General features: G+C 57.6%; 20 protein-coding genes. 4 read left to right on the top strand and 16 right to left on the bottom strand.

Annotated features, from left to right (window positions below):
* The first annotated feature begins 30 nt into the window (after window positions 1-30).
* The 3 genes from thiM to thiE are packed head-to-tail and all read left to right on the top strand — an operon-like array spanning window position 31 to window position 2,360.
* Complete coding sequence (gene thiM / locus K1558_RS03125) at window positions 31-828, top strand: hydroxyethylthiazole kinase (protein ID WP_238650020.1); 798 nt, start codon at window positions 31-33, stop codon at window positions 826-828.
* Between the two features lie 33 nt (window positions 829-861).
* Window positions 862-1,692, top strand: a complete 831-nt coding sequence (thiD, locus tag K1558_RS03120) for a bifunctional hydroxymethylpyrimidine kinase/phosphomethylpyrimidine kinase (protein WP_238649893.1) — start codon at window positions 862-864, stop codon at window positions 1,690-1,692.
* On the top strand, window positions 1,689-2,360 hold the full coding sequence (gene thiE, locus K1558_RS03115) for a thiamine phosphate synthase (protein WP_238649892.1): 672 nt from the start codon (window positions 1,689-1,691) through the stop codon (window positions 2,358-2,360). The genes thiD and thiE overlap by 4 nt, the downstream gene beginning before the upstream one ends.
* A gap of 423 nt (window positions 2,361-2,783) precedes the next feature.
* On the opposite strand, the gene K1558_RS03110 is transcribed toward thiE, so the two are convergent.
* Window positions 2,784-3,335: a GNAT family N-acetyltransferase gene (locus tag K1558_RS03110; protein ID WP_238649891.1), complete on the bottom strand. Its 552-nt coding sequence runs from the start codon at window positions 3,333-3,335 to the stop codon at window positions 2,784-2,786.
* An 86-nt stretch (window positions 3,336-3,421) separates the two neighbouring features.
* On the opposite strand from K1558_RS03110, the gene K1558_RS03105 reads away from it, so the two are divergent.
* The gene (locus K1558_RS03105; protein ID WP_238649890.1) at window positions 3,422-5,245 is read left to right on the top strand and encodes an ABC transporter ATP-binding protein; all 1,824 of its coding nucleotides are present in this window, start codon (window positions 3,422-3,424) and stop codon (window positions 5,243-5,245) included.
* Between the two features lie 130 nt (window positions 5,246-5,375).
* On the opposite strand, the gene K1558_RS03100 is transcribed toward K1558_RS03105, so the two are convergent.
* The 15 genes from K1558_RS03100 to K1558_RS03030 form a co-directional block, all read right to left on the bottom strand.
* Window positions 5,376-6,314 (bottom strand): hypothetical protein, encoded by a 939-nt coding sequence (locus K1558_RS03100; RefSeq protein WP_238649889.1) that lies wholly within the window; start codon window positions 6,312-6,314, stop codon window positions 5,376-5,378.
* Window positions 6,315-6,344: 30 nt separating this feature from the next.
* Complete coding sequence (locus K1558_RS03095) at window positions 6,345-7,040, bottom strand: pseudouridine synthase (RefSeq protein WP_238649888.1); 696 nt, start codon at window positions 7,038-7,040, stop codon at window positions 6,345-6,347.
* A gap of 173 nt (window positions 7,041-7,213) precedes the next feature.
* A complete protein-coding gene (asd, locus tag K1558_RS03090; protein ID WP_238649887.1) occupies window positions 7,214-8,299 on the bottom strand; it encodes an aspartate-semialdehyde dehydrogenase in 1,086 nt (361 codons plus the stop codon).
* A gap of 127 nt (window positions 8,300-8,426) precedes the next feature.
* Entirely contained in the window at window positions 8,427-9,641 is a 1,215-nt protein-coding gene (locus K1558_RS03085) for a VWA domain-containing protein (protein WP_420800394.1), read from the bottom strand.
* Between the two features lie 15 nt (window positions 9,642-9,656).
* Window positions 9,657-12,011, bottom strand: a complete 2,355-nt coding sequence (locus tag K1558_RS03080) for a DUF5682 family protein (RefSeq protein ID WP_238649885.1) — start codon at window positions 12,009-12,011, stop codon at window positions 9,657-9,659.
* Entirely contained in the window at window positions 12,008-13,111 is a 1,104-nt protein-coding gene (locus tag K1558_RS03075) for an ATP-binding protein (protein ID WP_238649884.1), read from the bottom strand. Before K1558_RS03075 ends, K1558_RS03080 begins: the two co-directional genes overlap by 4 nt.
* A gap of 39 nt (window positions 13,112-13,150) precedes the next feature.
* Entirely contained in the window at window positions 13,151-14,983 is a 1,833-nt protein-coding gene (locus K1558_RS03070; protein ID WP_238649883.1) for a HEAT repeat domain-containing protein, read from the bottom strand.
* A 22-nt stretch (window positions 14,984-15,005) separates the two neighbouring features.
* Entirely contained in the window at window positions 15,006-16,823 is a 1,818-nt protein-coding gene (locus K1558_RS03065) for a HEAT repeat domain-containing protein (RefSeq protein ID WP_238649882.1), read from the bottom strand.
* Window positions 16,824-16,837: 14 nt separating this feature from the next.
* Window positions 16,838-18,283 (bottom strand): SWIM zinc finger family protein, encoded by a 1,446-nt coding sequence (locus K1558_RS03060; protein WP_238649881.1) that lies wholly within the window; start codon window positions 18,281-18,283, stop codon window positions 16,838-16,840.
* A 286-nt stretch (window positions 18,284-18,569) separates the two neighbouring features.
* Complete coding sequence (locus K1558_RS03055; RefSeq protein ID WP_238649880.1) at window positions 18,570-19,172, bottom strand: response regulator transcription factor; 603 nt, start codon at window positions 19,170-19,172, stop codon at window positions 18,570-18,572.
* Entirely contained in the window at window positions 19,169-20,308 is a 1,140-nt protein-coding gene (locus tag K1558_RS03050; protein ID WP_238649879.1) for a sensor histidine kinase, read from the bottom strand. The genes K1558_RS03055 and K1558_RS03050 overlap by 4 nt, the downstream gene beginning before the upstream one ends.
* Window positions 20,309-20,456: 148 nt before the next feature.
* A complete protein-coding gene (gene desA / locus K1558_RS03045) occupies window positions 20,457-21,524 on the bottom strand; it encodes a Delta(5) desaturase DesA (protein ID WP_238649878.1) in 1,068 nt (355 codons plus the stop codon).
* Window positions 21,525-21,641: 117 nt separating this feature from the next.
* Window positions 21,642-21,827, bottom strand: a complete 186-nt coding sequence (locus tag K1558_RS03040) for a hypothetical protein (protein WP_420800393.1) — start codon at window positions 21,825-21,827, stop codon at window positions 21,642-21,644.
* Between the two features lie 340 nt (window positions 21,828-22,167).
* Entirely contained in the window at window positions 22,168-23,760 is a 1,593-nt protein-coding gene (locus tag K1558_RS03035) for a response regulator (protein WP_238649877.1), read from the bottom strand.
* Window positions 23,761-23,778: 18 nt separating this feature from the next.
* A complete protein-coding gene (locus K1558_RS03030) occupies window positions 23,779-25,146 on the bottom strand; it encodes an ABC transporter substrate-binding protein (protein WP_238649876.1) in 1,368 nt (455 codons plus the stop codon).
* Between the last annotated feature and the right edge of the window lie 8 nt (window positions 25,147-25,154).

Here is a 25,154-nt window from a genome sequence, read left to right as displayed (position 1 = left end):
ATTGAATAACACTTATCAGGAGGAATCATGATGTCATTTCTAACCAAGGTACGCCAGGCGAACCCGCTGGTACATAATATTACGAATATCGTGGTCGCGGGCTTCACGGCGAACGGGCTGCTTGCCCTGGGGGCGTCCCCCTTCATGGCCGATGCGCCCGAAGAGGTCGCGGATGTGGCGGCAATGGCCGGAGCCGTTGTGCTGAATATCGGTACGCTGAACGACGCTGCCATCGCTTCCATGCTCAAGGCCGGGCAGGCGGCGAACCGGCAGGGCGTTCCGCTGGTGCTTGATCCCGTCGGTGCAGGCGCTACCGCTTACCGCACGGAGGTGACTGCGAAGCTGCTCGGCGGACTTCAGCTGACCGCTCTGCGCGGCAATGTCGCCGAGGTGGCCAACGTCGCCGGGGAGAGCTGGGCCAGCAAGGGTGTCGATGCCGGGTCAGGCGAGGGCGATGCTGTAGCCCTGGCAGTCAAAGCCGCACAGAAGCTGAACTGTGTCGTCATCATTACTGGTAAAGAGGATGTAATCACTGATGGCACGCGCACGTATATTGCCAGCAATGGCCATCCCATTCTCACCCAGGTTACAGGCACCGGCTGCCTGCTTAGTGCGGTGGTTGGCGCATTCCTGGCTGTAAGCGGCGGTAACGCGCTGGACGCTGCGGCCGAAGCCATCTCATTCTATGGTGTAGCTGCCGAGCTTGCCGCTGAAGCGGCGGAGGGACAGGGGCCGGGCAGCTTCCAGACCCAGTTCCTGAACCAGCTGTCCCTGGTAACTCCAGAGCTCTACAGCAGCCGTTCCCGGCTGATCTTGCTCGGACAATAGAACCTTACTACCCAAAAGGAGAATGTACACAAAATGACCACCAGCATACGCAAAGCATTGACGATCGCCGGGTCTGACAGCGGCGGGGGCGCGGGGATTCAGGCGGATCTGAAGACGTTTCAGGAGCTTGGCGTCTACGGCATGTCCGCTCTGACCGCAATTACCGCACAGAACACCCTTGGCGTTCACGGGGTCTATCCGCTGGACCCGGAAGCGGTGGCGGCCCAGCTCGAAGCGGTGGGCAGCGACCTGCCGCCGGATGCCATCAAGACAGGGATGCTGTTCAGCAGCGAGATTATCCGCGTGGTCGCCGCCAAGGTGAAGCAATTCGGCTGGCAGCAGCAGCTCATAATTGACCCGGTCATGGTGGCTAAGGGCGGCTCCCAGCTGCTGCTCCAGGAAGCGGTGGACGCGCTGATTACCAGCCTGCTGCCGCTGTCGCTCGCCATCACCCCCAATCTTCCGGAAGCCGAGATGCTGACCGGCATGAAGATTCAGGGACGCGGGGACAGAGAGCAAGCGGCCAGGGTTCTGTATGCGATGGGTCCCAAATATATCGTTTTGAAGGGCGGTCATGGCCCGGAGGGAGATGAAGCGGTCGATCTGCTCTACGACGGGCAGGAGTTCAAGTATCTGTCCAGTCCGCGGATTGAGACCCGTCATACCCACGGCACCGGCTGCACCTTCTCGGCGGCGGTTACGGCAGCGCTGGCGGGCGGACACTCCATGCCTGAAGCGGTGCAATTAGCCAAGGATTTCATTCAGGCGGCGATTGAGGATGGTCTGAGCATCGGGGCCGGCCAGGGTCCGACCAATCATTTTGCTTACGGAAACCGCATGCGGTTAAGGGGGGAGCAGCGGTGAGCCGGATCGACAGCGAAGAAATACGCAGACTGCTGAAGCTCTACTTCATCATGGGCAGTGTCAACTGCCGGCTCTCTCCGGCGGACACCTTGACAGCGGCGGCAGAGGGCGGGATCACCCTGTTCCAATTCCGTGAAAAGGGTCCTGCGGCCCTCACCGGCACCGGCCGGCTCGCGCTGGGGAAGCAGCTCCGGCAAATCTGCCACGCCCATCAGATTCCCTTCATCGTCAATGATGATCTGGAGCTTGCAGCCGCGCTGGACGCGGACGGCATTCATGTCGGCCAGGATGATCTGCCGGCCCGGCAGATCCGGGAGCGGCTTGGGAATCACAAGATCATCGGGGTGTCCGCCCACAGCCTGATAGAAGCGCAGCAGGCAATTGCTGACGGAGCGGATTATCTCGGGGTCGGTCCGGTCTACCCTACCGCCTCCAAGGACGATGCAGAGCCCGTCCGGGGAACGGCGGTCATTGAAGAGCTGCGGAGCAGCGGCCTGTCCATTCCTGTGGTGGGCATCGGCGGAATCACCGTGGACAATGCGCCGCCGGTCATCCGCGCCGGAGCGGACGGGATCTCTGTGATCTCGGCCATCGCCGGAGCGCAGCAGATCCGCAAGACAACCCGCAGTTTCGCCCGCCTTCTGGAGAGCGAATTAGCGGGGCGATAGACGTAAATCTGTCGAACGGTGAACGCTCTGGGGTAACACGCACCCTCCTTTGCGGCCCCACCCGCTCTTCAGCCGTCTGCTTTCTGGCGGAGTGTTCAGTTTTCCGCACACACCCTGCTTGTGGCACCCTCGTGCGGGCCGGTTGTGTGCGGTTTTTCGATTACATTCCGCTCACGCGCCTCACGCTGGCCCAATGTGGTCGGTTTTTCGATTACATTCCGTTCACACGCCTCACGCCAGCCCAATGTGGTCGGTTTTTCGATTACATTCCGCTCACACGCCTCACGCTGGCCCAATGTAGTCGGTTTTTCGATTACATTCCGCTCACACGCCTCACGCCAGCCCAATGTAGTCGGTTTTTCGATTACATTCCGCTCACATGCCTCACGCCAGCCCAAGGTAGTCGGGTTCGGGGCATCACTATTAACCTCCAGGCCGCAGTCTGCCCATGACCACCGTATTATAGAATTGCCCGTCTGCCAGCCGCTTGTCTCTGCGCAGGACGCCTTCGACCTCAAAGCCCAGGCTGTGATACAGCCGGATCGCCTTATCGTTGGTCTCCAGCACCTGCAGACTAAGCTTCTCCAGCCGCTCTTGATCCGCCCAACAGACTGCTTGCTGGAGCAAGCTTCTGCCGATACCGTATCCCCAGAACTCCCGAAGTACGCCAACGCCGAATTCGGCCCGGTGCGCCAGCCGCAGCAGCTCGCTGCCTTCACATCTGGCGAAGCCGGCCAGCCTGCCCTGGACGTCTGCGACCAGGCACAGATTTCTGCTATAATGTGTATCCTCTGCGATCAGCGCTGCCCACGCTTCAGGGTCCATAAATCCCTCGCCCGGCACCCGGTCCAGATATTCTGTCTCCCCGTCCACCTGCAGCCTCAGCGCGGACAATAATCCGGCATCCTCATGCACAGCAGATCTTATCGTGTAACAAAGGCCCTTATGCTCAAACGTTTGTGCCTCAATTCTCATTGCATTCTCTCTCCTTCCGGGCGTATAATGCCCATGACACTTGAGGAAAAAAATGTCTTACTATTCCAATGTTAGCTGGTGATTGAATGTCTAGTGGTAACAGGCCCATGTCAGGCCGGGGGCCGGGTCACGGCCCGCTGAAGTTCGACGATTCCGGTGCCAAGCTGAACCTGTCCAAGGCCCTGGTGCTTCGTATCGTCAGGTATTTCCTGCCCTACTCGGGGCAGACTCTGCTGGTGATGCTCGTACTGGCGGTATCGGCAGTGCTGGGGCTGCTTCCCCCTATTCTGATTCAGCAAATTATTGACCGGGCGCTTCCCGGCAAAGATCTGCATCTGCTCATTCTGCTCATTGCAGCTTCGCTGGTTACGACAGTCGTATCCGGATTGCTCGGCGTGCTGCAGAATTACTTGAACTCTTATATCTCCCAGAATATTGTCCATGACATGAAGAATCAGATGTACCGCCATCTGCAGGGGATGCCGCTGCAGTTCTTCGCCGGTGTCCGGCAAGGGGAGATTATCACCCGGATGACCAGCGATATTGCCGGAATTCAGGGAGTGTTCAGCAGCACTGTGGTCAATTTTGCCAGTAATCTGTTCATACTGGTGTCTACAGCGCTTACCCTGTTCCTGATGAACTGGAAGCTGGCGCTGCTCGGTGTGATCGTTGTTCCCCTATTCATCGTACCCACCCGCAAGATGGGGAATGTGCGCTGGAAGATTGCCAAGGAGACGCAGGAGAAGCTCTCCGAGCAGAACCGGATCGTCGAGGAGACCCTTAGTCTCAGCGGGTACATGCTGATGAAGCTATTCACCAGGGAACCCCGGGAGCTGGAAAGCTTCCAGACGGTGAATGCCCAGACCACGCGCCTGCAAATCCGGGAATCCATGGCTGGCCGCTGGTTCATGATGGTGCTCACCACCTTCACCAGCATCGGGCCGCTGCTCATCTATCTGTATGGTGGTTATCTGTTTATTCAGGGAGAGTTGACCGTCGGCGCTATCGTCACCTTCGTGGCACTGCTCGGCCGTTTATACAGCCCTGTTCTGCAGATGACCAACCTGTATGTGGAGGTAAAGCGTTCGGCGGCGCTGTTTGAGCGGATCTTTGAATATTTTGATATGGAACCGCTCATTACGGATTCTCCCCAGGCGCTGCCCGGCCGTGCTGATGGCGAGGACATCCGCTTCGAGCAAGTGAGCTTCGCCTATCAGCCGGACAAGCCGGCGCTTAAGGCCATCTCCTTCACCGCGGCTGCCGGATCACTGACCGCGCTGGTCGGACCCAGCGGTTCAGGCAAAACAACCATAACCAACCTCATCCTAAGGCTCTATGAGCCAGACTCGGGCGTCATCCGTATCGGTGATAAGGATATCCGGGATTTCACCCTCCACTCCCTCCGCTCCCAGATCGGACTGGTCACCCAGGATACTTATCTGTTCAACGGTACAATCCGCGAGAACCTGCTCTATGCCCAAGCTGAGGCTACAGAAGACGAGTTGACCGCCGCATGTGAGGCCGCCTGTATTCATGACTTCATCATGAAGCTGCCTGAAGGCTACAGCACAATGGTCGGCAACCGGGGCATCAAGCTGTCAGGAGGCGAGAAGCAGCGCCTCTCCATAGCACGCGTCCTGCTCAAGAATCCGCCGGTAATCATCATGGACGAGGCCACCTCTTCGCTGGACACCGTCTCCGAGTATTATATCCAGCAAGCCATGCAGCAGCTGATGATGGGGAAGACCAGCATTGTCATCGCCCACCGCCTCTCCACGATCATGGCCGCCGATCTGATTCTGGTTGTGAAGGACGGTACTATCGCAGAAGCTGGCAACCACGATACGCTGCTGGCTGCGGGCGGAGTGTACAGTGATCTGTATAATAAGCAGTTTCGGACAGAGGAGTAGGCAAGCCGCACATATGCACGGCCAGAGAGCTTTGCCCGCTATTCCATGATAGCAGCAAGGGATTCCCGGAGGGCGAATTGAACCTGAATCCCCGGAAATCCCTTATTTTATCTGACCTGATGGAACTGGTCTATTTCGTGTTCCGCAGCGGCTTCAGCTTATCCATCCAGCCGTTAAGCTGCCCGGCAGTCTCCGTCTCCTGCAGCAGCCGGGCATACTTGTCCACATAGCCGCCATCTCCGGCCATTTGCCCTGCCCACTCATAGAATTCCTCAAACTTTGGCACTGCCGCTGAGCGCTTCCCAAGGATAAGATAGGCGTTCAGCAGCTGCTCTAAAGTCTGCTCTGACGGGTTATTTTTGTACTCTTGCTCACTGGACAGCAGCTGGTCTTCGGCGTACTGTCGGGTAAGCGCTTTGTCCGGCTCGTATTCCAACCCGTTCAACTGGTAGATTCCGGTAAGCGCCGGTCCCAGCGGGGACTGGGCTGCGAATGGAATGGCCAGCAGATCCTCGCTTCCGTCCTGATCCACATCCTCATAGCTCACGCTGACCTCATCGTGGACCGTAACCTGCATGGTCCCGTCAATCTCCTCTATAATAATGGATGCGTACTCCGGACGGTTGTCCGTCAGAGTGAACAGGAAGGTATTCCGGTTGTTCTGCACCACCGCTTCCGCCCACAGCTTCTCTTCCTCATTCCAGATGCTCCCTCCTTCGAGAACCAGTCCGGCTTTCTTGCTGTCGAAGACGATCTTACCCTCTTTGACAATTACAAATTGTGAATAAGCGAAATCTCCCTTGTTCCAGTAATACACCTGAAAGACCTGCCCGTTCAGCTGTACCGCATCCATATGTACGAAGCCCGGATACTCATCGGCAATTTCAGAGGAAACCTCCGCAAGCGCTGCCGCCGCTTCATCGTGCACCTGACTATCCTGTGCTGCTTCTGAATCTGCTGGCGAGGAAGCCCCCGGCATTGAGGACGGACCATTTGCCTTCCCGCCGCCACCTGTCCCGCTGCATCCCGCAATCAGAGTTAATGCTATCAATAAGCTAATAATCCGCATGTCATCCTCCTAAAAAGTTGTGATCCCAGGTTATCCCTCCAGTCTGGTGTGAAGCTCGGCCATTTCTTCCGGGGTCAGCATCCGCCATTCTCCCCGCGGAAGCCCGCTGAGCGTCAGATGCATAATCCGGATACGCTCCAGGCGCAGCACCCGGTAGCCCAGCGCCTTGCACATCCGGCGGATCTGCAGATTCAGCCCCTGGGTCAGAATAATTGAGAATTCCTGGCCTGAGAGCTGCCGGGTGACACAAGGACGGGTCCGGGTTCCCAAAATCTCTACACCACTTGACATCTCCTGCAAAAAGTCCGCTGTAACCGGCTTGTCCACCGTAACGACATACTCCTTCTCCTGGTGATGCTCCGCACGCATCATCCGGTTCACAATCGAGCCGTCGTTGGTCATGAGGATCAGCCCTTCCGACTGTTTGTCGAGCCGCCCGACGGCAAAGATCCGCGAGGGATAACCGACGTAATCGATGATATTGTCCTTCACCTCACGGGCAGCGGTACAGGTTATGCCGGCCGGCTTATTTAAGGCCAAATAGACACGTTCGCCCCGGTCCGGGTTGACCTCCACTCCGTCAACAGCTACCTTATCGCCCGGCTCGACGGCTGCTCCCGACGCACAGACCGTTCCGTTAATCGTGATCCGTCCGGCGGCAATGAGCCGTGCCGTCTCCCTGCGCGGATACAAGCCCGTCCCGCTGATATACTTGTCAATTCTCATGATTGTTCCTGTCTCCCGCACCATAATCACCATAATATTAAAGGAACCTGATACGCTTCCAAATCAAATCTTACCATGATTCCAGGGGCAATGTCAGGCGAAACTGCAAACAGCCTGCGCGGAGAAGCTCCGGCAGGCTGCATCAAGAATAATCATCAAGGGCTCAGCACCGCTTATTTAGGCTGGATATATCCCTCAGCCTTAAGCAGCTCAGCGATCAGCACCGCACCTCCGGCAGCCCCTCTTACGGTGTTGTGGGACAGGCTGACGAACTTGTAATCGTACAGTGAATCCTCACGCAGACGTCCGGCAGAAATGCCCATGCCCTGTTCAATATCACGGTCCAGGCGGGTCTGCGGACGGTTCTCTTCCTCGAAGTAAGTGATGAACTGCTTAGGCGCACTAGGCAGGCCCAGCTGCTGCGGACGGCCCTGGAAGCTATTCCAGCGTTCCAGAATCTCTTCCTTGGAAGGCTTTTGCTCGAAGGAGACGAAGACCGCCGCCATATGTCCGTCGGCTACAGGAACACGGATACACTGTGTGGTAATGACCGGCTGCTCGCTTGGGACAATACCTTCTTCAGTAACCCTGCCCCAGATCCGCAGCGGCTCCTGCTCGCTCTTCTCCTCTTCTCCGCCGATATACGGAATAACGTTATCCACCATATCCGGCCAGTCAGTGAAGGTCTTGCCTGCTCCCGAAATCGCCTGGTATGTCGTAACGACCACCTTGGACGGCTTGAAATCATGCAGCGCATTAAGGGTAGGCATGTAGCTCTGGATGGAGCAGTTCGGCTTCACAGCGATGAATCCGGTCTCTGTACCCAGACGTTTGCGCTGCTGGGCAATAACCTCCAGATGCTCCGGGTTAATCTCAGGAATTACCATCGGCACATCCGGCGTCCAGCGGTGCGCCGAGTTATTGGAGATTACCGGAGTTCCGGTGCGCGCATAGGCTTCTTCCAGCGCCTTAATCTCTTCCTTCTTCATATCGACAGCACAGAAGATCAGGTCCACATCCGCAGCCACCTCTTCGACCTTAGAGGCGTCCTGAACCTGGATTCCTTTGACCGCCTCAGGCATAGGTGTAGACAGCTTCCATCTGCCCTGGACAGACTCCTCATAAGACTTGCCGGCTGAATTCGCGCTGGCCGCGATCGCTGTTACCTGAAACCATGGATGATTCTCAAGAAGTGCAATGAAACGCTGGCCGACCATTCCGGTACCGCCAACAATACCCGCTCTCAACTTGCTTGACATAAGATATTCAGTTCCTTTCAAGCAGCGCCTAAGGAAAGGTGCTTTTTAATAACCGATTATAAATGATAGCGGCATGTTACACAATATGTGATTGCAAAGTAACTGTTTCCTGTCCGCGAATCAGAAATTACCGCCCGAGTCCCAGACGCTTCGCCAGCTCGCCGAGATCCTGTCCCTTCAGCGCCCCTTCCACCAGAACCGGCAGCTTCGCCGGCGTACAGGCGAAGCAAGGGGTGCCGTCACGGCTAAGCTGTGCAGCCAGCCGCTCGTCATAATAAGGCTTGCCTTCATCAGACAAAGCAAGCAGCGTCATGGTCCGCACCCCCGATTCGCGCAGCTCGCGCATCCGCCGGACCAGTCCGGCCTGATTGCCGTTCTCGTACAGGTCGGAGATAATGATGAACAGCGTCTTCTTCGGCTCTTCAATGAACTGCTCGCAGTACTTCACGGACTTGTTGATATCCGTACCGCCGCCAAGCTGAATGCCGAACAGCATATCCACAGGATCATTCGCACACTGCTCCGTCAGATCCACCACTTCGGTGTCAAACGCAACAACACGGGTGCTGAGCGCCGGAATGCTGGCAAAGATGGAGCCGATCACTGAAGCCCAGATCACAGAGCTGGCCATTGAGCCGCTCTGGTCAATGTCCACGATCACTGTCCATTCCTTGCTGCGGCGGGCGCGGTCGAAATAGAAGAAGCGCTCGGGGATGATAATCTTCCGCTCTGCATCGTAATGCTTCAGGTTGCGCTCGATTGTCCGCTTCCAGTCCAGTCCGCTGAGGGAAGGCAGCGGTGAATGCTGCCGCTTGTTAAGCGCTCCGGTGACCGCGCGGCGGATGTCGGTCTCCAGCAGCTTGACGAGTTCATCCACCAGCGCCTGGACCAGCATCCTTGCCGTCTCTTTGGTTTTCTCGGGGATTTTGCCCTTCAGTGCAAGCAAAGTACCCACAAGCTGGATGTCAGGCTTCACAGCGGCCAGCAGCTCCGGTTCGAAGAGCAGCTGCTTCCAGCCTTTGCGCTCCATCGCATCGTTCTGGATCACCGAGACCACATCCTCTGGGAATAGGCTGCGCACATCACCAAGCCACTTGGACAGATTGATCGCCGAACGTCCGGAGCCGGAGCCCCGGCGGCTCACCCCCGCCCCCGTGCTACCATCCGCTCCTGAAGATCCCGTCTCGTTATATATGGCTTCAAGCGCGGCATCCATAATCATCTCTTCTTCGCTGAGAAGCTGCCCGCCGCCTGCGGAGCAGGCGGACAGGGAGTCTTCCGCCTCCTGGCCCAGAATCAGCCGCCAGCGTGAAATCGCGCTGTCCAGACCGGCATCCTTCAATTCTCCGCCTGCCATCTACAGATCATCGAAGTCAAAATCATTCAGATCATCCAGCATTTTGGCTTCCTCCTCCTTCAGTTCCCCTGTCAGAATCTCGGCGGCCTGCTCGCTGTTCACGCCCCACAGCTCGCCCAGCAGCTCGGAGATCATCGTCTTCTCCCGCGGAGAGAAGGTGCTGAACGCCCGGCGCAGGAAAACCAGGGCGCGCTTGAACTCCTCATCCTCCAGCGCATTGATATAATCATTCAGCTGCTCCCACAGGCTCATCCTGGACAGCAGGCCGTAGCGGTTGCGCATGGACAGGCCCTCGAACCAGCCTGCCCCCAGATCTGCCGGGATGCCGGGCGACAGTCGGCGCGATACCTCCGCTGCCACCTCTCCGGCAGAGATCGCCGCCCGCTCCATCAGGATCGCGCAGGCGAAGCCGGACAGGCGCGGGTTACGGTCATCCCGCTGGGCCAGCTGCAGCAGCTCCTGGAGCCAGAGGGCAGTATCAGCAATCTCATCATGCTCCTGGGAGATGAGATTGAGATCATTCATCGCCGTAATCATCAGCGTAGCCGCCTCGTCATTGCATCCGCTGGCATCCAGCAGGAACAGGCAGCCCCGGCGGAACAGCTCCTCCAGCAGCGGCACGAACGGGGTGGTATCGACCTTGCGGATATCGCCATAGCTGATAATCTTCGACAGCTCCCTGGCAGCAGCCGCAATGGACACCACATCGCGGCTGTCCACTGCAAGGCTCTGCAGCACCCGGCTGCTCTCTTCCATCTGCGAAGTCATCGCGCATTCGCACGCTGTCACAATTAATGCCGACGCTTCGCTAATGGAACGGCATTCCCTCAGCTTCTCCCGCAGCACATAAGCTGCAGCCACTTCGATCGTCTCACCTAGCAGTGTAGACTCCACAACCTCAATCTCCACCTCCGGCGACCATTGGAGGATCCAGTGCTCCGCCCAGGTCGCTCCGGTCTGGCTGACCGGCACATTCCGGGCGAAGTGTATGCCCAGCAGCTCCAGCCGGTGGAACAGCACAGAGCGGTGCAGATCGAGATAAGCCGCTTCCTCGCTCGACACACGGCGGTTCTCACGCAGGTCCAGCGCCAGATCGGCGGCCACCGCCGATTTGTACTTCTCCAGCTTGTAGCGCTTCAGCAGCCGGTTCAGGTCGTCCTGGATCGGCGTCTGGCTGACGCCGTCCGCCAGGCTACCGATGCTCGTTCCGACATCGACCCGGGCTAGCGCGTCGGCCACGGCCGCCAGATCGCCATGGCCGAGCAGCGTCTGCGCGGCATCGCGCAGATCGCGCAGCACCGGGGCGCTGCCGCCGTTGAGCGCCGCAAGCGACTCAGCCAGCCTCACGGCTTCAATGACCTCAGCCGTAGAGCGGTGTGTCCCGGCACCGCGCACCAGCCGGGCCACAGAGGACAGATAGCGGTGGGGCAGCTCCTCCGGCCGGCCGGAGGCCATCAGCTCCCACATGAGCTGGAAGTAATGGGGAGCCGCGTTGCCCGCACCATAACCCGACATACTGGAGAGCTTATAATACGAATAAGGCATCAGTGTCAGCTTCGTGGCGGGGGAAGGCAGCGCTGCAAGCTCGGCATCGCTCATAACATCACTAAGATCGGCCAATGCTGCCGCATGGTAAGCGCCGCAGATCACCACAATCTTCTCCGGCTGGTGGCCCTCGCTGATCTTCTGGATAATCCGCCGCCGCATGTACGACTCCCGGAGGGCATTATACGCATATTCGCGCGGCTGCTCCGCACGTTCCGCAGATTCTGACAGCTCACGCATCTCGGCCGAGAACGCTAATATAGCAGCGCGGTATGCCCCGCCGCTCATGTTATGCTCGTAATTGCGCTCCCAATACATATCATAGTCATGCTCGCCGGCAAGCCGGGCAATCCTGCTGTAGACCGATTCCGGCTCCCGGATATCCTCTTCTGCGGGCTCGCCCTCTTCATTCGCGGCCGGCTTAAGCTCGGGGTGCTCGGGCTGCTGCCGGACACTCTTGCGCAGTGCCTCCTGAAGGCCCAGCGTCACAGAGGAGGGAAGATCGATGAACTCGGCCTCCGCCCCGTTCTCCTGCGCCCACTTCATCCCCTGGTATTCAGGGGAATATACCGCGAACGGCCATAGCACGGTACGCACAGGCACCTCTTCCGTGAAGGCCAGAATCGCTACCGGCGGCTTCGTCTGCGCATGGGTCAGATGGCGGATCTCCGCGCTGGCGTCGCCGGGACCCTCGATGAGCACAGCAGTCGGCCGCAGCTCGTTCAGATAGTCCAGCACATGGCTGGCCCCGCCCGGAGACAGATGCCGCACCCCGAAGACATGGACGCCGGCAGCCGCCGCCCTGCTCACTCGTTCATCTCCCTGCAGGCTTGATAGAGTCCGCGCCAGTCCGCTCCTTTTTTCTTCATGACATTGTCTAAGTATTCCTTCCAGACCAGCTTATCCTTGTCATCATCCTTCACGATAGCCCCCTGAAGCCCGGCTGCCAGATCTTCATCCGTCAGCTCACCGCTGCCGAAGCTGGCCGCGAGCGCCATGCTGTTCGTCAGCAGCGAGATCGCTTCAGCCGTAGAGATGACGCCTGCCGGAGTCTTGACCTTCTCCTTCTTATCAAGGGTCATGCCGCTGCGCAGCTCGCGGAAGATCGTCACCACCTTCAGCAGCGCCTCATCAGCCGGAACCGCTGCCTGAAGCTCGTAGGAGGAAGCGATCTCACCCACCCGCTTCTTCACGATGGACAGCTCCGTTTCCAGGTCCGACGGTGCAGGCAGCACAATGATATTGAAGCGCCGCTTCAGGGCCGCAGACATCTCATTAACGCCGCGGTCGCGCGTATTCGCGGTGGCGATGATGGAGAAGCCTTTGCGGGCGCTGGTCTCCTTGCCCAGCTCCGGCACGGAGATCGTCTTCTCCGACAGAATAGAGATCAGCGCATCCTGAACCTCAGACGCACAGCGGGAGATCTCTTCGAAGCGGGCAATACCGCCGTCCTCCATCGCCCGCATAATCGGGCTCTTGACCAGCGCCTCCGGCGTCGGGCCATTGGCCAGCAGCATCGCGTAGTTCCAGGAATAACGGACGTGCTCCTCGCTGGTTCCTGCGGTTCCCTGAACGACCATGCCGGAGTTGCCGTAGATCGCCGCAGCCAGATTCTCAGACAGCCAGGACTTCGCCGTGCCCGGCTCCCCGATCAGGAGCAAGGCACGGTCAGTAACAAGCGTGGCTACCGCCATCTCGATCAGCCGGGTATTGCCGATATACTTGGGGGTAATCAGCGTCTTGCCAGCCTTGCCGCCGGCAATGAACGTAAGGACCGAACGCGGCGACATCTGCCATCCGGCCGGAATACGCCCGGTATCCTCCTTCCGCAGTGCTTCCAGCTCTTCGCGGTACAGGATTTCAGCCGGCAGACGCATGTAATCCTGGAGCTGACCTTGTTCTGTTGACATATACACCTCTCCTTTATCGATCCTTGTCTATCCGGGCCTTTACAGCTTACTCGCTAACTGATCGTATATATATTCCAGCTGCCGCTTGCATTCATATTTGAACCGGGGCAGAATCTCCTTCAGCCGGTCTGCATAGCGGGCCGGGAAGCGTTCCATCATCTCGAACAGGTAATGGTCAAAGGTATACAGATTGCGGACATTGTTCTCTTCAAGCGCGGACATCAGCAGCTCCAGCCGCTCGGCCTCAGGCAGATCCGCCCGCTCCAGTCCTTTGAAAATATTGGCGAGACGGTCATACGTGTACCGCTTGAACGGCCCTTCCAGCTTGCCCTTCAGGTAATCCTGTACTCCCTGATGTCCGGGCCGGGCGAACACACAGGCCAAATTCAAGGCATCCTGCTTAATAGACCAATCCAGCCACCGGGGATCCCATTCTGCGGCAACCTCCTCGGCTGACAGCATCTTTTTGTTATATTGTCTCACGCCCGAGGCATCCCATCTGACCTCGTAGTCCCAATAAAGGTCTACGGCTTGCTCCTCAATCGTATGGACCAGCAATTGCGAGCGCTGGGCCGCCTGCTTGGCTGCCTGGCCGATCAGCTTGGTCTCAGTGAGACCCGCGAACCGGTCAAACATCTCCTGCGGGCTGACCGTCCGCTTGGCGGCTTGGAAGTAATTCGGCAGATGGCGGACGCTGCGCTCCGCCAGCGCTTCAAGCTCTGCCAGCGCAGCACTGTCCGCTGATTCCTGCTTATACCGGGCCGCATGGTCAAACAGAGGAACCCAGCCCAGCGAAATGTAACGGTCATACTCCTTAATGACATAGCTATAAACTGCATCCAGTTCAGGAGTTTTTACGCGGCTGAGCGTAATCAGGAAGGGAGTCAGCTCCTCCCAGGCCTTCTCGGTAACCTTCTTGCCGGCCGTATTCTCCGGTGCGGCCTGCAATTCCTCCATGAACAACGCGGTCACCCTGGCATACACCTCAGCGGGAGCAGCGTTTGCAAGTACGGAAGCCAGCATCTCACGATCCTTCTTCTGCATGAACGTCTCAATAAGCCGCTCAGCTCCCCGGGCCGATCCGCCTGCCGCCAGCGCCGTGTACGCAGCTTCACGGATGACCTTCTTCTTGTCGGCAGACCATTCCAGCAGGGCATCTGTATATTCCTCGTAGCCGCCCAGGCACTTGATGGCAGCCGCCCGGATCTCATCACTGCCGTTCTCGGCGGCATGGACAATGATGTCCAGATGACCCGAAGCGCCTGCGGCCGCAATCACCTCCAGCTTGCGAACCTCGCTGCGCCCCCCTGCCGGATTGAAGCTCTCCAGCAGGTAATCGGCGATCTCCGGCCCGTAGGATGGAAGAATATGCTTCTTCGCATATTCGGCCAGCTCCGAATACGGATCGTTCAGCGCAGAGACGGCCAGCGGCAGCAGGCGCAGATCCTGGAAGACGCCCTCCTTGAAGGCATCCACAACGACCTCATATCTGCCGCTCCCTGTCGTGCTGAGCGCCTCCACTACAGAAGCCAGCTTCCGGTAAGTCTGCTTGGTCTGCAGCGTAAAGCTGCGCACAGGGATAGGGCCGGGAGTACCCTCAGCCTGAATCGAGCCTTGCGTGTAGAGCACAGACTCCAGCAGCAGAGTAACCTCCAGCAGACCTACGCCTGGAGCAGGCCCGTCAGCCCCTCCAGGCTCCAGCAGCGTCTCCACTCCCTCTCCAAGCTTCTTGAAGACAGGCGACCTCCCGCCCAGCTGCTGCAGCTGCGGGAGCAGCCGCTTCAGGCGGAAATCTCCGGCGGCCAGCTCGCTTCCGGCTATATATAATCTTCTGAATTCCTGATGAAGCTCCTGTAATAACGCTGTGCTCATGGACGTCCTCCCTAATGATTGATTATGTTAAGTTGATGGTGCTGAGCAGATACTCCAGCTGCCGCTTGGCTACGGACCCGTATCTCGGAGTGACGGCTTCCAGCCGGGAACGGTAGCCGGGCGGGAACCGTTCCATCAGCCGGGTAAGCGAAGGGCTGAACTGGCTCATATGCTCGAATCTGCCGTTCTCCAGTACCGCCATCAGCAGCTCAAGGCGTTCCGGCTCCGGAACTCCTGCACGTTCAAGTCCTGTGAAAAGGTTAGAAAGAACCTCGTCATCACTGGGCTGCGGGGGCGTCTTCAGCTTCTTCAGCAGATAATCCCGCCCCCCCTGATGTCCCGGCCTGGCGAAGCTGCACGCCGGATTCAGCGCATCCCGCTGAATGAACCAGTCGAGCCAGCGAGGGTCCCAGGAGGCTTCAATCTCCTCTGGACTTATCCTCTGATAGGTGTCCACTGTCCTGTAGTTGTATGGAGCCCGGGGATTAATGATCACCCGGTCCAGAATGTCAATCAGTGCCTGTTCCCGCTGCGCCGCATCCTTTTCCTTTCTCATGAAAGAGAGCAGCTTCTGCTTCAGACCTCCGGCAAAATGATTGTACAGCTCCTTCTTATTCATCATCCTGCGGGCCGCCCGGAAATAATACAGCAGATAGTTATAGTCACGCTCTGCCAATTCCTGCAGCTCCCGCAGGCTGGTCTCTGTCTCTGATGATTGCTTGTATCTGGCGGCCTCAGTCAGAAGTATTCTCCAGCCAAGTCCCAGGAAGCGGTCGTAGCCGCTGATCACATAGCTGTAGATTTCATCGAGCTTGCGGCTGCGGGCCATCAGCAGCGCTCTCATGAGCTGTTTAATCTCTATCCAGGCTGCCTCAGTCTGCTTCGGGTCGCTGTTATCCTGCGGTGCCTGATGCAGCTTCTCCATGAACAAGTCTGCCAGCTTCTCCGCAGCCAGGACAGCGGGCCGGTTAGCGAGTACCTCGGCAACCATATCACGGTCCTTCCCGTCACAGTAAGCCTCGTAGAGCCGCTCCGCCCCCTGTCCGCTCCCGCCTGCTGCCAGTCCCTTATAAGCCGCTTCCCGAATCGCCTTCTTCTTGTCAGCGGACCACGCAAGCAGGGCAGGGATATATTCCTCATCCCCTGCCAGGCAAGGGATAGCGGCCACTCTGACTTCATCGCTGCCGCTCTGCGCAGCATGATAGATAGTCTCCAGATGCCCGGAGACACCTGCCTTAGCGATGGCTTCCAGCTTGCGCGCTTCGCTCCGCCCTCCTGCCGGATTGAAGCCTTCCAGCAGATAAATGCTGATCTCCGGTCCATACGAAGGAAGAATCTCCTCCTTCACATAGTCCGCCAGCTCCGAATACGGGTCATTCAGCGCAGAGACAGCCAGCGGCAGCAGGCGCATATCCGCGAAGATGCCTTCCTTGAAGGCATCGACCACGATCTCATATCTGCCGCTTCCCGTCGTACTGAGCGCCTCCAGCACGGGTGCAAGCTTCCGGTAGGGCTGAGCTGTCCGAAGTGTCAACTTCCGCACCGGAACGGGACCGGGAGTACCCTCCACCTGAGTTGTCCCTTGGGTATACAGCACAGACTCCAGCAGCAGCGTGTGCTCCAGCAATGCAGCGCCTTGGACAGATTCATCTGCGTCCGCAGGTTCCAGCAGCGCAGCTGCCCCTTCTCCAAGCTTCTTAAAGACTGGTGACCGCTCACCAAGCTGCTGAAGCTGCGGGAGCAGGCGCTTCAGGCGGAAATCTCCGGCCGCCAGCCCGCTTCCGGCGATATACAATCTTCTGTATTCCTGATGCAGCTCCTGCAATAAGGCTGTGCTCATGGAAGCCCCTCCTGTCAATACAATAGACGGATCAGCTCTTCATCCTTAAGAACCGTAAGCGGCTGAACCCGCAGGCGTCCCTGATCCAGATCATGCTCGAACATCACCAGCACCGTGCAGTCCTCGCGGGCCTCCTCCGGCAGCAGCGGCAGCAGAGACGTACTGCCCTGCGGCATGGACGGAAGATCCTCCAGAAGCAGGCGGGTACCCTCACTGTCAGTCATGACGTACTGGCCATTCTCAGTCATTCCCAGAGATGCGGCGTGCAGCAGCATCACCGGCTGCTTGTCGCTCAGCGGGTTCTTGATCTGGTTCTTCACCTTCTTGACTACCTCAGCATAGGAACGGTGGGCCATGGAAGCTGCGCGCATGAGATCTGCGCCTTGCACAGCCCTTGAAGTCATGGCCTCATAACGGATCCGAGCATTCATCCCGCCGGGATAGGTATAGAGCTGAGGGACGACAGCGATCTCGAAGAAGCTGTCCTCCTCGCGCATCAGCTTGGCCGCTTTGTAAGGACGGTAATTGAAGGTCCGGTGGATCTGGCCTCCGTCTGCCGTAAGATCAAGCCAATACCCGAGATCCACGAACTCCTGACGTGCGGGATCGTCGTAGCTGTAGAAGGATAATTGCAGCAGCTCTGCCCCCTCCTTCACCAGCCCGTATTCCTTCAGCTCGCTCAGCTGCCAGGCATGGCCCAGCCATTCATCAATCGTCGATTCATGATCCAGCGCCAGCTCCGGGTCCTCGCTGCGGGCCTGCAGATAGGCGCGCCCTTTCTTGATGAATGCGTGAAGCCGGGTCAGCTGCTCCATCGCATATGTATAGTTCTGTTCCATATCCTTGCCGCCGGACATCAGATTCGCGAAGCGGCGCAGCTCAATCTGCGCACCGGACAGGTAATAGTTGCCGAGCTGCTTCACATGTCCCTGGATCGTCTTGACCGCAGCTTTGTCGATCGTGGACAGGCCGCTGCGGACGAAGGAGAGCACCAGCTTCTCCAGCAGATCAAGCCCTTCGAGCTGGGCGTTGATTTTCTTTTTGAGAGCAGACTTATTTACCTTCTTCGGCTTAGGCGCTGCGCCTTCGGCCGCCTGCTTGGCCTTGTTCTCCTCCCGCTTCTCCGCCTTCTCGCGCTTCCCGGCGATATCCTCGGGCACAGGAGCAGAGGTAAACGTCAGGCCGTCTGTGTACGCGTACAGCAGTCCAAGCGTATGCTTGCAGGGGAACTGCCGGCTGGGGCAGCTGCAGCGGAAGACCGGACTGTCCGGGACGATGAAATCAACGGAGCACTCATAAGGCGTCTTGCCGCTTCCGGCGCATGTGCCGAACAGCAGGTCTCCATTCTCGGATTGGTGGAGCTGGGTGAAGCTCTTTTTGCGGACCAGCCCCTGACCGTTCTTGATGGCAGCGGCATTGGGCGCAAGTGAATCGACATACGTAGCTGTAAGCTCTGGCAAATCAGATCCCTCCCGGCAAAATTAAGAAATTAGCAGCTTCTGTAAGCCTGCATGAAGCACATCTATTCATTACCCAACTTGACATGAAAAGAACACAAATGAGATCACATGTTTGCATTTATATTAGCAAATCCGTCCAGATGATCCAATAAAGTAAGCGCTTACAACATAAAAACAGTAAATAGGTCCTATAAAACATGAAGCTCTGGCCCTGGTTTAATCCCCTGCACCAGAAACGGCCCTCCTGCCGGAGAGCCGCCGCTTGCGAAATAACCATATCCTTCTTTTATTTGAACCAGCCCTTCTCCTTGAATCTCGTAATCGCCTCAATCCGGTTACCTACGTCCAGCTTGTCCAGAATGACCGAGATGTAGTTGCGGACCGTCCCTGTGGTAATATAGAGCTGGCTGGCGATCTCCTTCGTATTCTTGCCGTCGGCGATCAGCCCAAGCACCTCCTTCTCGCGCTGGGTCAGCGGATTCGCTTCATTGCTGTAGGCCTCGTCCATCAGCTCTGGCGCATACATCCGTTTGCCGTCCATGACACTGCGGATCGACAGCGCCAATTCCTCGCTCGGGCTGTCCTTCAGCAGATAGGCATCCACTCCTGCCTTGACCGCACGCTCGAAATAGCCTGCCCGGGCGAAGGTGGTGAGGATCATTATCTTGCACCCTGCCCCCTTCAGCGCCTCCGCCGCCTCCAAGCCTGTCATCGCAGGCATCTCAATATCCATAATACAGATATCCGGCTGGAGCTGCTTCACCAGATTCACGGCCTCTTCCCCGTTGCCCGCCTTGCCCACCACCTGCATATCCTCCTCCAGATCGAGCAGCGCCGAGAGCGCACCGAGCAGCATCCGCTGATCCTCGGCAATCACAATTGATATCATTGCGCGTTCACCTCCATGTCCGGCTGCTGAGAAGCATTCGGCACTTTAATGACTACGGTAGTTCCCTCATCCTGAATCACTTCCATCGAACCGTTGACGAATTCCAGCCGTTCCCTCATGCCTAGCAGGCCATGGCCCTTGGAATACAGCCGGCTCCCCCCGATTCCCCCGCCGTTATCCTTCACCTTGACGACCAGCTCTGTCCGGCTGGATTCCAGCTCGATCCGGCACCGGGAGGCGCCGCTATGCTTCACCACGTTCGTCACCGCCTCCTTCATGCACATGCTCAGCACATTCTCTGTAATCAGGGACGTATGCGACAGATCCGGCTCCCCCTCCAGCACATATTCAATCTCTGCCGCCTGAAGCAGCTGCCGGACGCGTACCAGCTCATCTTCGAGCCGGATGCCCCTCATCTGGGTAATCATCTCCCGGACCTCTTTAAGCGCACTGCGGGCGGTGCTGCGGACGTCATTAATTTCGACCAGCGCCTGGGCCGGGTTCTTGGTGATCAGCTTGCCGGCCAGGTCACTTTTCAGACCAATCAGCGACAAACGCTGTCCCAGTGTATCATGCAGATCCCGCGAGATGCGCTGGCGCTCCTCCATAATGACCAGCTCGGAGATCCGTTTGTTGGCATCCTCCAGCTGGCCCTGCAGCCGGTCCTGGTTATTGCGGTTATAGGTGGTGACCGGAAGCAGCACGACGGCGATGATACTGACCAGCACAAACGGCAGCTGCTCGAGGAACACGGGATTGCGCATAATCAGCTCATAGTTAATCGACACGATAGTCGTAAGCAGATGGATGGGATAGAGCGTGAAGAAGGCGGCCCTTTTCTGAATATTCCCGATGAAGAAGGCCAGGAACAGCGCAAAGTACATATACCCGAACAGCAGCGTCATCGTGATCGAGACCACCATCTGCCCGACCGTCCAGAAGTAGACCAGCCAGCCCTTGGACTTGAATGACAGCACATAACAGGCAAAGAAGATGATAATCATCACTATGCCGTACACCCAGCGGTCCGCCGAGGAGGAACGGAAGATGAAATAGAAGGGCAGTATATAGAATATAACCCACACATAGGGACTCAGCCCGGTGCTTTTATGAAAAATGTGATGCCACTTCTGCATGTCAGCCATCCTTTTGCCAGTTAGAGTATATCCCCATTTTAGCATAAACCTTCCCGCAACCGGCAAGAGGGCCCCATACTTTATATGAAAAGAAAGACCCGCTCCGGTCTCCTGCACGCCGGGGAAGTCTTTCTCGCTCGTAACCGTTCTATTCACTCTGGAGCCCCGGCTTGATCACCTTCAGCCTCTCGGCTGCGGCAGGCTGGCTCTGGCGCAGAAGCTGCTTCATCTCTCTGAAGCTGATAAAAGCCTTGCGCTCCTCATCCCACAGACGGTATTTCAGTGCCTGGAGGCTGGTTCCGAGCGTAATGGTGGTTGCTTTTTGCAGCGTCGGGTTCGCATTATGGGCCAGCTCCAGATTATAATTCGGCACCTTCGGGCTTAGGTGATGCACATGATGGAAGCCGATATTGCCGGTGATCCATTGCAGCAGCTTCGGCAGCTTATAATAAGAGCTTCCCTCCACTGCGGCGTTGACATAGCTCCACTCCTCATCATGCTCGAAGTAGGTATGCTCGAACTGGTGCTGCACATAGAACAGCCAGATGCCCAGGAACCCGGACACGAACACGATCGGCAGCTGCACCAGCAGGAACGCCTGCCAGCCCATAAGCAGAATCAGCCCGGTGTAGAGAGCCGCAATCAGCACATTTGTCAGATAGGTGTTCATCCGTTCCTTGCGTTTGGCGCCTTTGGCATTGAACCGGTACTGAATCAGGAATACAGCAATTGGACCGAGGATGAACATGACCAGCGGATTGCGGTAGACCCGGTAAAAGAGGCGCTCCAGCGGCTTCGCCGCCTTGTATTCGTCCACGGTCATAATCCAGATGTCGCCGATGCCTCTTTTGTCGAGATTGCTGCTGCCGGCATGATGGATCGAATGGCTGCGTTTCCACTGGCGGTAAGGGACCAGGGTAAGCACACCGGTGAGCGTTCCAAGAATATCGTTCGCCTTGCGGTTCTTGAAGAATGAGCCGTGGCAGCAGTCATGAAAAATAATAAAGGTGCGGATCACGAACCCGGCAGCCGGAATCGCAAACAGCAGGGTCAGCCCGTAGGAGACGTTTAGGCTAAAATAGGCAGCGGTCCATAACAGCACCAGCGGCACCAGTGTATTGAACATCTGTCTTATGCTCGTCTTACGGTTCGTTTGCTCGAAGGGTGCTACACTTTTCTTCAGGCTGGAAAGCCCGGGAAGCTGGGGGGTGGTCATCGGGATCGGTTCCTCCTCGGATGCATCCATTCTAGGGACACTTCATGTGCTTCCATTATAAAGAAGAAAGTGTCACCCCCGTAAGTCATAAACATCAACCCCGGGGTATGACATTTGTCATATCCCGCTCTTAAGAGATGGCCTACCGGCGGCAGACATCCCGATCACCATGAAGCCCATGAACATCGGACCCATTATTCCGCCAACTCTGCCCATGAAGGCCGTTTCGGTATGCCGCAGCAGCAGCGTATTGATGCCGATATGAATACACGGGTAAAAGAATCCGGTCAACGTCTGCAGCACGACCGTCAGCACCGTATGATGCGACCAGCCACCCCCTGCTGTTCCGGCCGCGCTGACTAATTCATTCTCATTTCTTTAGCTTCTTCTCCCGCCGGAACTATTTCCTGCGATATGGCGGCTCAGCATAAGGCTTTAGGCGTGACATGACCCTCCATTTCTGCATTAGAACATAAGCAATCTAACGGGGAAGGATGCTAGTGCTTCAGGCAACTCCAGTGCGCCGCACCCAGTCCAATAGTGTTCGGTTTTCCGCATACATCCCCCACTCAAAAAGCAAAAAAACGCCTAAAAAGCTTAGGCGCTTGCTGATTTTGAATATTTAGTTAGATTGTAGCTTCAATCAAGCCTGATCCGCATGCTCCTCACGGTACTCTGTCGGCGTCTTGCCGGTTGCCTTCTTGAAGACTTGGGTGAAATACCTCGGGTCCTGGTAGCCGACAAGCGGCGCGACCTGGTAGACCTTCACACTGCTGCTGCGCAGAATGTACTTGGCATTCTCCATCCGGCAATGGGTGACGAATTCCAGGAAGGTATAGCCCGAGATCTGCTTGAACAGGGTGCAAAAGTGGCTGATGCTGAGGTCCGCGACCTCGGCCACCTCCTCAATGCTAAGATCCTTATGGTAGTTGGATTCGATATAGCGCTTGGTCTTCTCGATAATGCTCCGCCCGTCCTCGCGGGCTGCGGACTTCCGGCTCTGCTCCAGCCAACCGCGGAACTCCGTCTTAAGCGCTTCAATCATTCCCGACAGCGTGCCCTGATCGTTCAGTCTGGTCAGCAGACTCTCAACAGACCATTCGCCATGGGCGTTCAGATGCTCAAATTGCCGGTACAGCACGACACTCAGCTCAATCATCAGATGTCCGGCCAGCTTCTGCGGCAAGGCTTGAGCTTCAATGAAGGCCCCCAGCTCATCAAACAGCGCCAGCATCCGCTCCAGATTCAAGGTGCGGATGCTCTCCATCAGCGCCTGCTCCAGCTCCTTCGGATACTTCACCTCCCGGCTGCCGGGTGCAGCCGCCGCTTCATCCATGAACACACCAGCCTCCCCGGAATAGAAGCGCTGGTATAACGCCTGTGCCGCCAACGGATACACCGTGCTCAACTGGTCGATGCCCCGGGTGGTCCGGCTGATGCCTACAGAGCAATTCAGCTTGGCATACCGGCGGATACCGTCAATCAGCTGCTCTCCCAGCTCTCTGCGGTTAGCAGCAGCGGCAGCCGGGAAGAGCAGAATCCACTCTCCGTTGTAGAACGGGAACACCGACAAGGCGCCGTGCTGCATGGACCATTCCTCCAGAATATTGCGGACCGCAAACAGCCAGAGCTGCTTCTCTTCCGCACTCCATCTGGCGGTAAGCCCTGCATAATCATCCAGGCGGACAACCGCCATGAAGTAGTCCTGCTCCAGCTCGCTGTTCTCCAGCCATTTCAGATGCTGCAGCGGACGCGGATTGCCGAGCGTGAACTCGGCCAGCATCCGTTCACGGGCCAGCAGCGACAGAGTCTGCACCGAGAGCAGCATCTGCTCGTTCTCCCGCTGGCGGTCGAGCCGCTCCCGGGCCCTCACCAGCATGTCCGTCAGCTCCTCATGGTCAATCGGCTTCAGCAGATAGTCGAACGCCCCGGCGCGAAGCGCCTCCCGGGCATACTCGAACTCTCCGTAGCCGCTAATGAAGATGAAGATCAGCTGCGCATTTCGCGGCAGTACCTCCTTCATCAGAGCGATCCCGTCAAGCACCGGCATGCGGATGTCGCTGATTACGATATGCGGTGAAGTCTCCTGAATCAGCTCCAGAGCAGCCTCCCCGTTCTTCGCTTCACCGGCAATGGTCAGGCCCAGCTCGTCCCAAGGGACCGCCACTCTCAGGCTGCGCAGGATGAGCGGCTCATCATCGACGAGCAGCACTTTATATTTATCGTCAGCTTCCATTATCTCATGCCTCCAGACCTATTGACCGGCTGAACTTCGGATCAGATTCCAGTATTGTTTGGATGCGGCCTGCAGCTCCTTCAAGGCTGTATCCGCCTGCAGCTTCCCGTCGATCATCTCTTCGATCACACTCAGGAAGGTCGTTTTGACCTCCGGTGACAGCAGATTGTCATAAGGCACGAAGCTCTGGTTATTCTGTTCCATCAGCTCCATGACCTGGGCGAAGACCGGACCGGTCTTCTGCGGGTCGAAGCCGATCCGCATCGACGGAATCCGCAGTCCTTCATAGACGATCCGGGTCTGAATCTCCTTCGTATAGAAGGCCTTCATCAGTTCCAGCGCGGCTTCCCGTTTGGCCCCGGTCAGGCTTGAGGAGAGCCCGACGCCGATGGTGTAGCCCCCGGCGACCGAAGCCTCGCTGCCCGCATCACGGGCCGGGAACGGAATGACCCCGACCCGGTTCTGGAAGTCCGGCGGCGCGGCGGGGCCGGAGAACAGATTGATATCCCAGTTACCGTTCAGGTACATGGCCGCTTTGCCTCCGGTGAACAGCTTAACAGCGTTCTCGGTGGATACATTGTTCGCATTTCCGCTGAAGGCTCCTTCGCCGATCCAGCGGTTCAGATGGCGGAAGGCCTCCAGATAGCCGCTGTTCCGGAAGCTCGCCCCCGGCACCCCGGTCACCAGCTCCTGAATCAGCTCGGGACCGGCATAGCGGTCCATCAGGTAGTGGGCGAACACCCCGGCTGGCCAGAGGTCCTCATTGCCCAGCGCAAAAGGAATGTACCCGGCAGCGCTCAGACTCCCGATCACCTGATCCAGCTCGGCAAGTGTACCGGGTACGGTGAGCCCCAGCTGCTCGAAGATTCTTTTATTATAATATAGCGGCTCTGCATTGCCTTCGATCGGCAGCCCGTAGATATGCTGGTTGAAGGTCCAGAGATGAAGGTCCTTGAACTGCTGCTTCAGCCCGTTCTCCTCCGTGAATGCTGTCAGATCCATCAGCCGGTTCGAACGGACATAAGGCTCGATCTCTGCCCCGCCGAACAGGACGAACATATCCGGCGGTGTGCCGGTGACCATCTCGCTCTTCAGTCTCTGCTCCCGGTGGATCGTCTGGTCCAGCCCTTCGAAGTTCACCTTCACATTCGGGTGGCTCTCCTGATAGTTCTTAACCACCTCTTCAAAGATCGCCAGCAGCGGGCGGTCGTGCTCCTTGATCCAGAAGTGGCGGAAGGTCAACGTGATTTTCTCGGGAGGGTAATCCTCAATCTGTCCGCTCTTCTCCTGCAAAATGAATCCAACCGCGCCGGCCATCAGCAGGATGTAGAGCAGCACCCAGCCCCAATTGGTCAGCCAGCCGGCCGCCTTCTGCTCCTTGTTCATGCGCTCTC

It is taken from the genome of Paenibacillus piscarius, from assembly GCF_022234545.1.
GTDB classification, from domain to species: domain Bacteria; phylum Bacillota; class Bacilli; order Paenibacillales; family Paenibacillaceae; genus Paenibacillus_AQ; species Paenibacillus_AQ piscarius.
The sequence above is the reverse complement of the archived record's forward strand: the minus strand, read 5'-3'. Positions and strand labels throughout refer to the sequence as shown.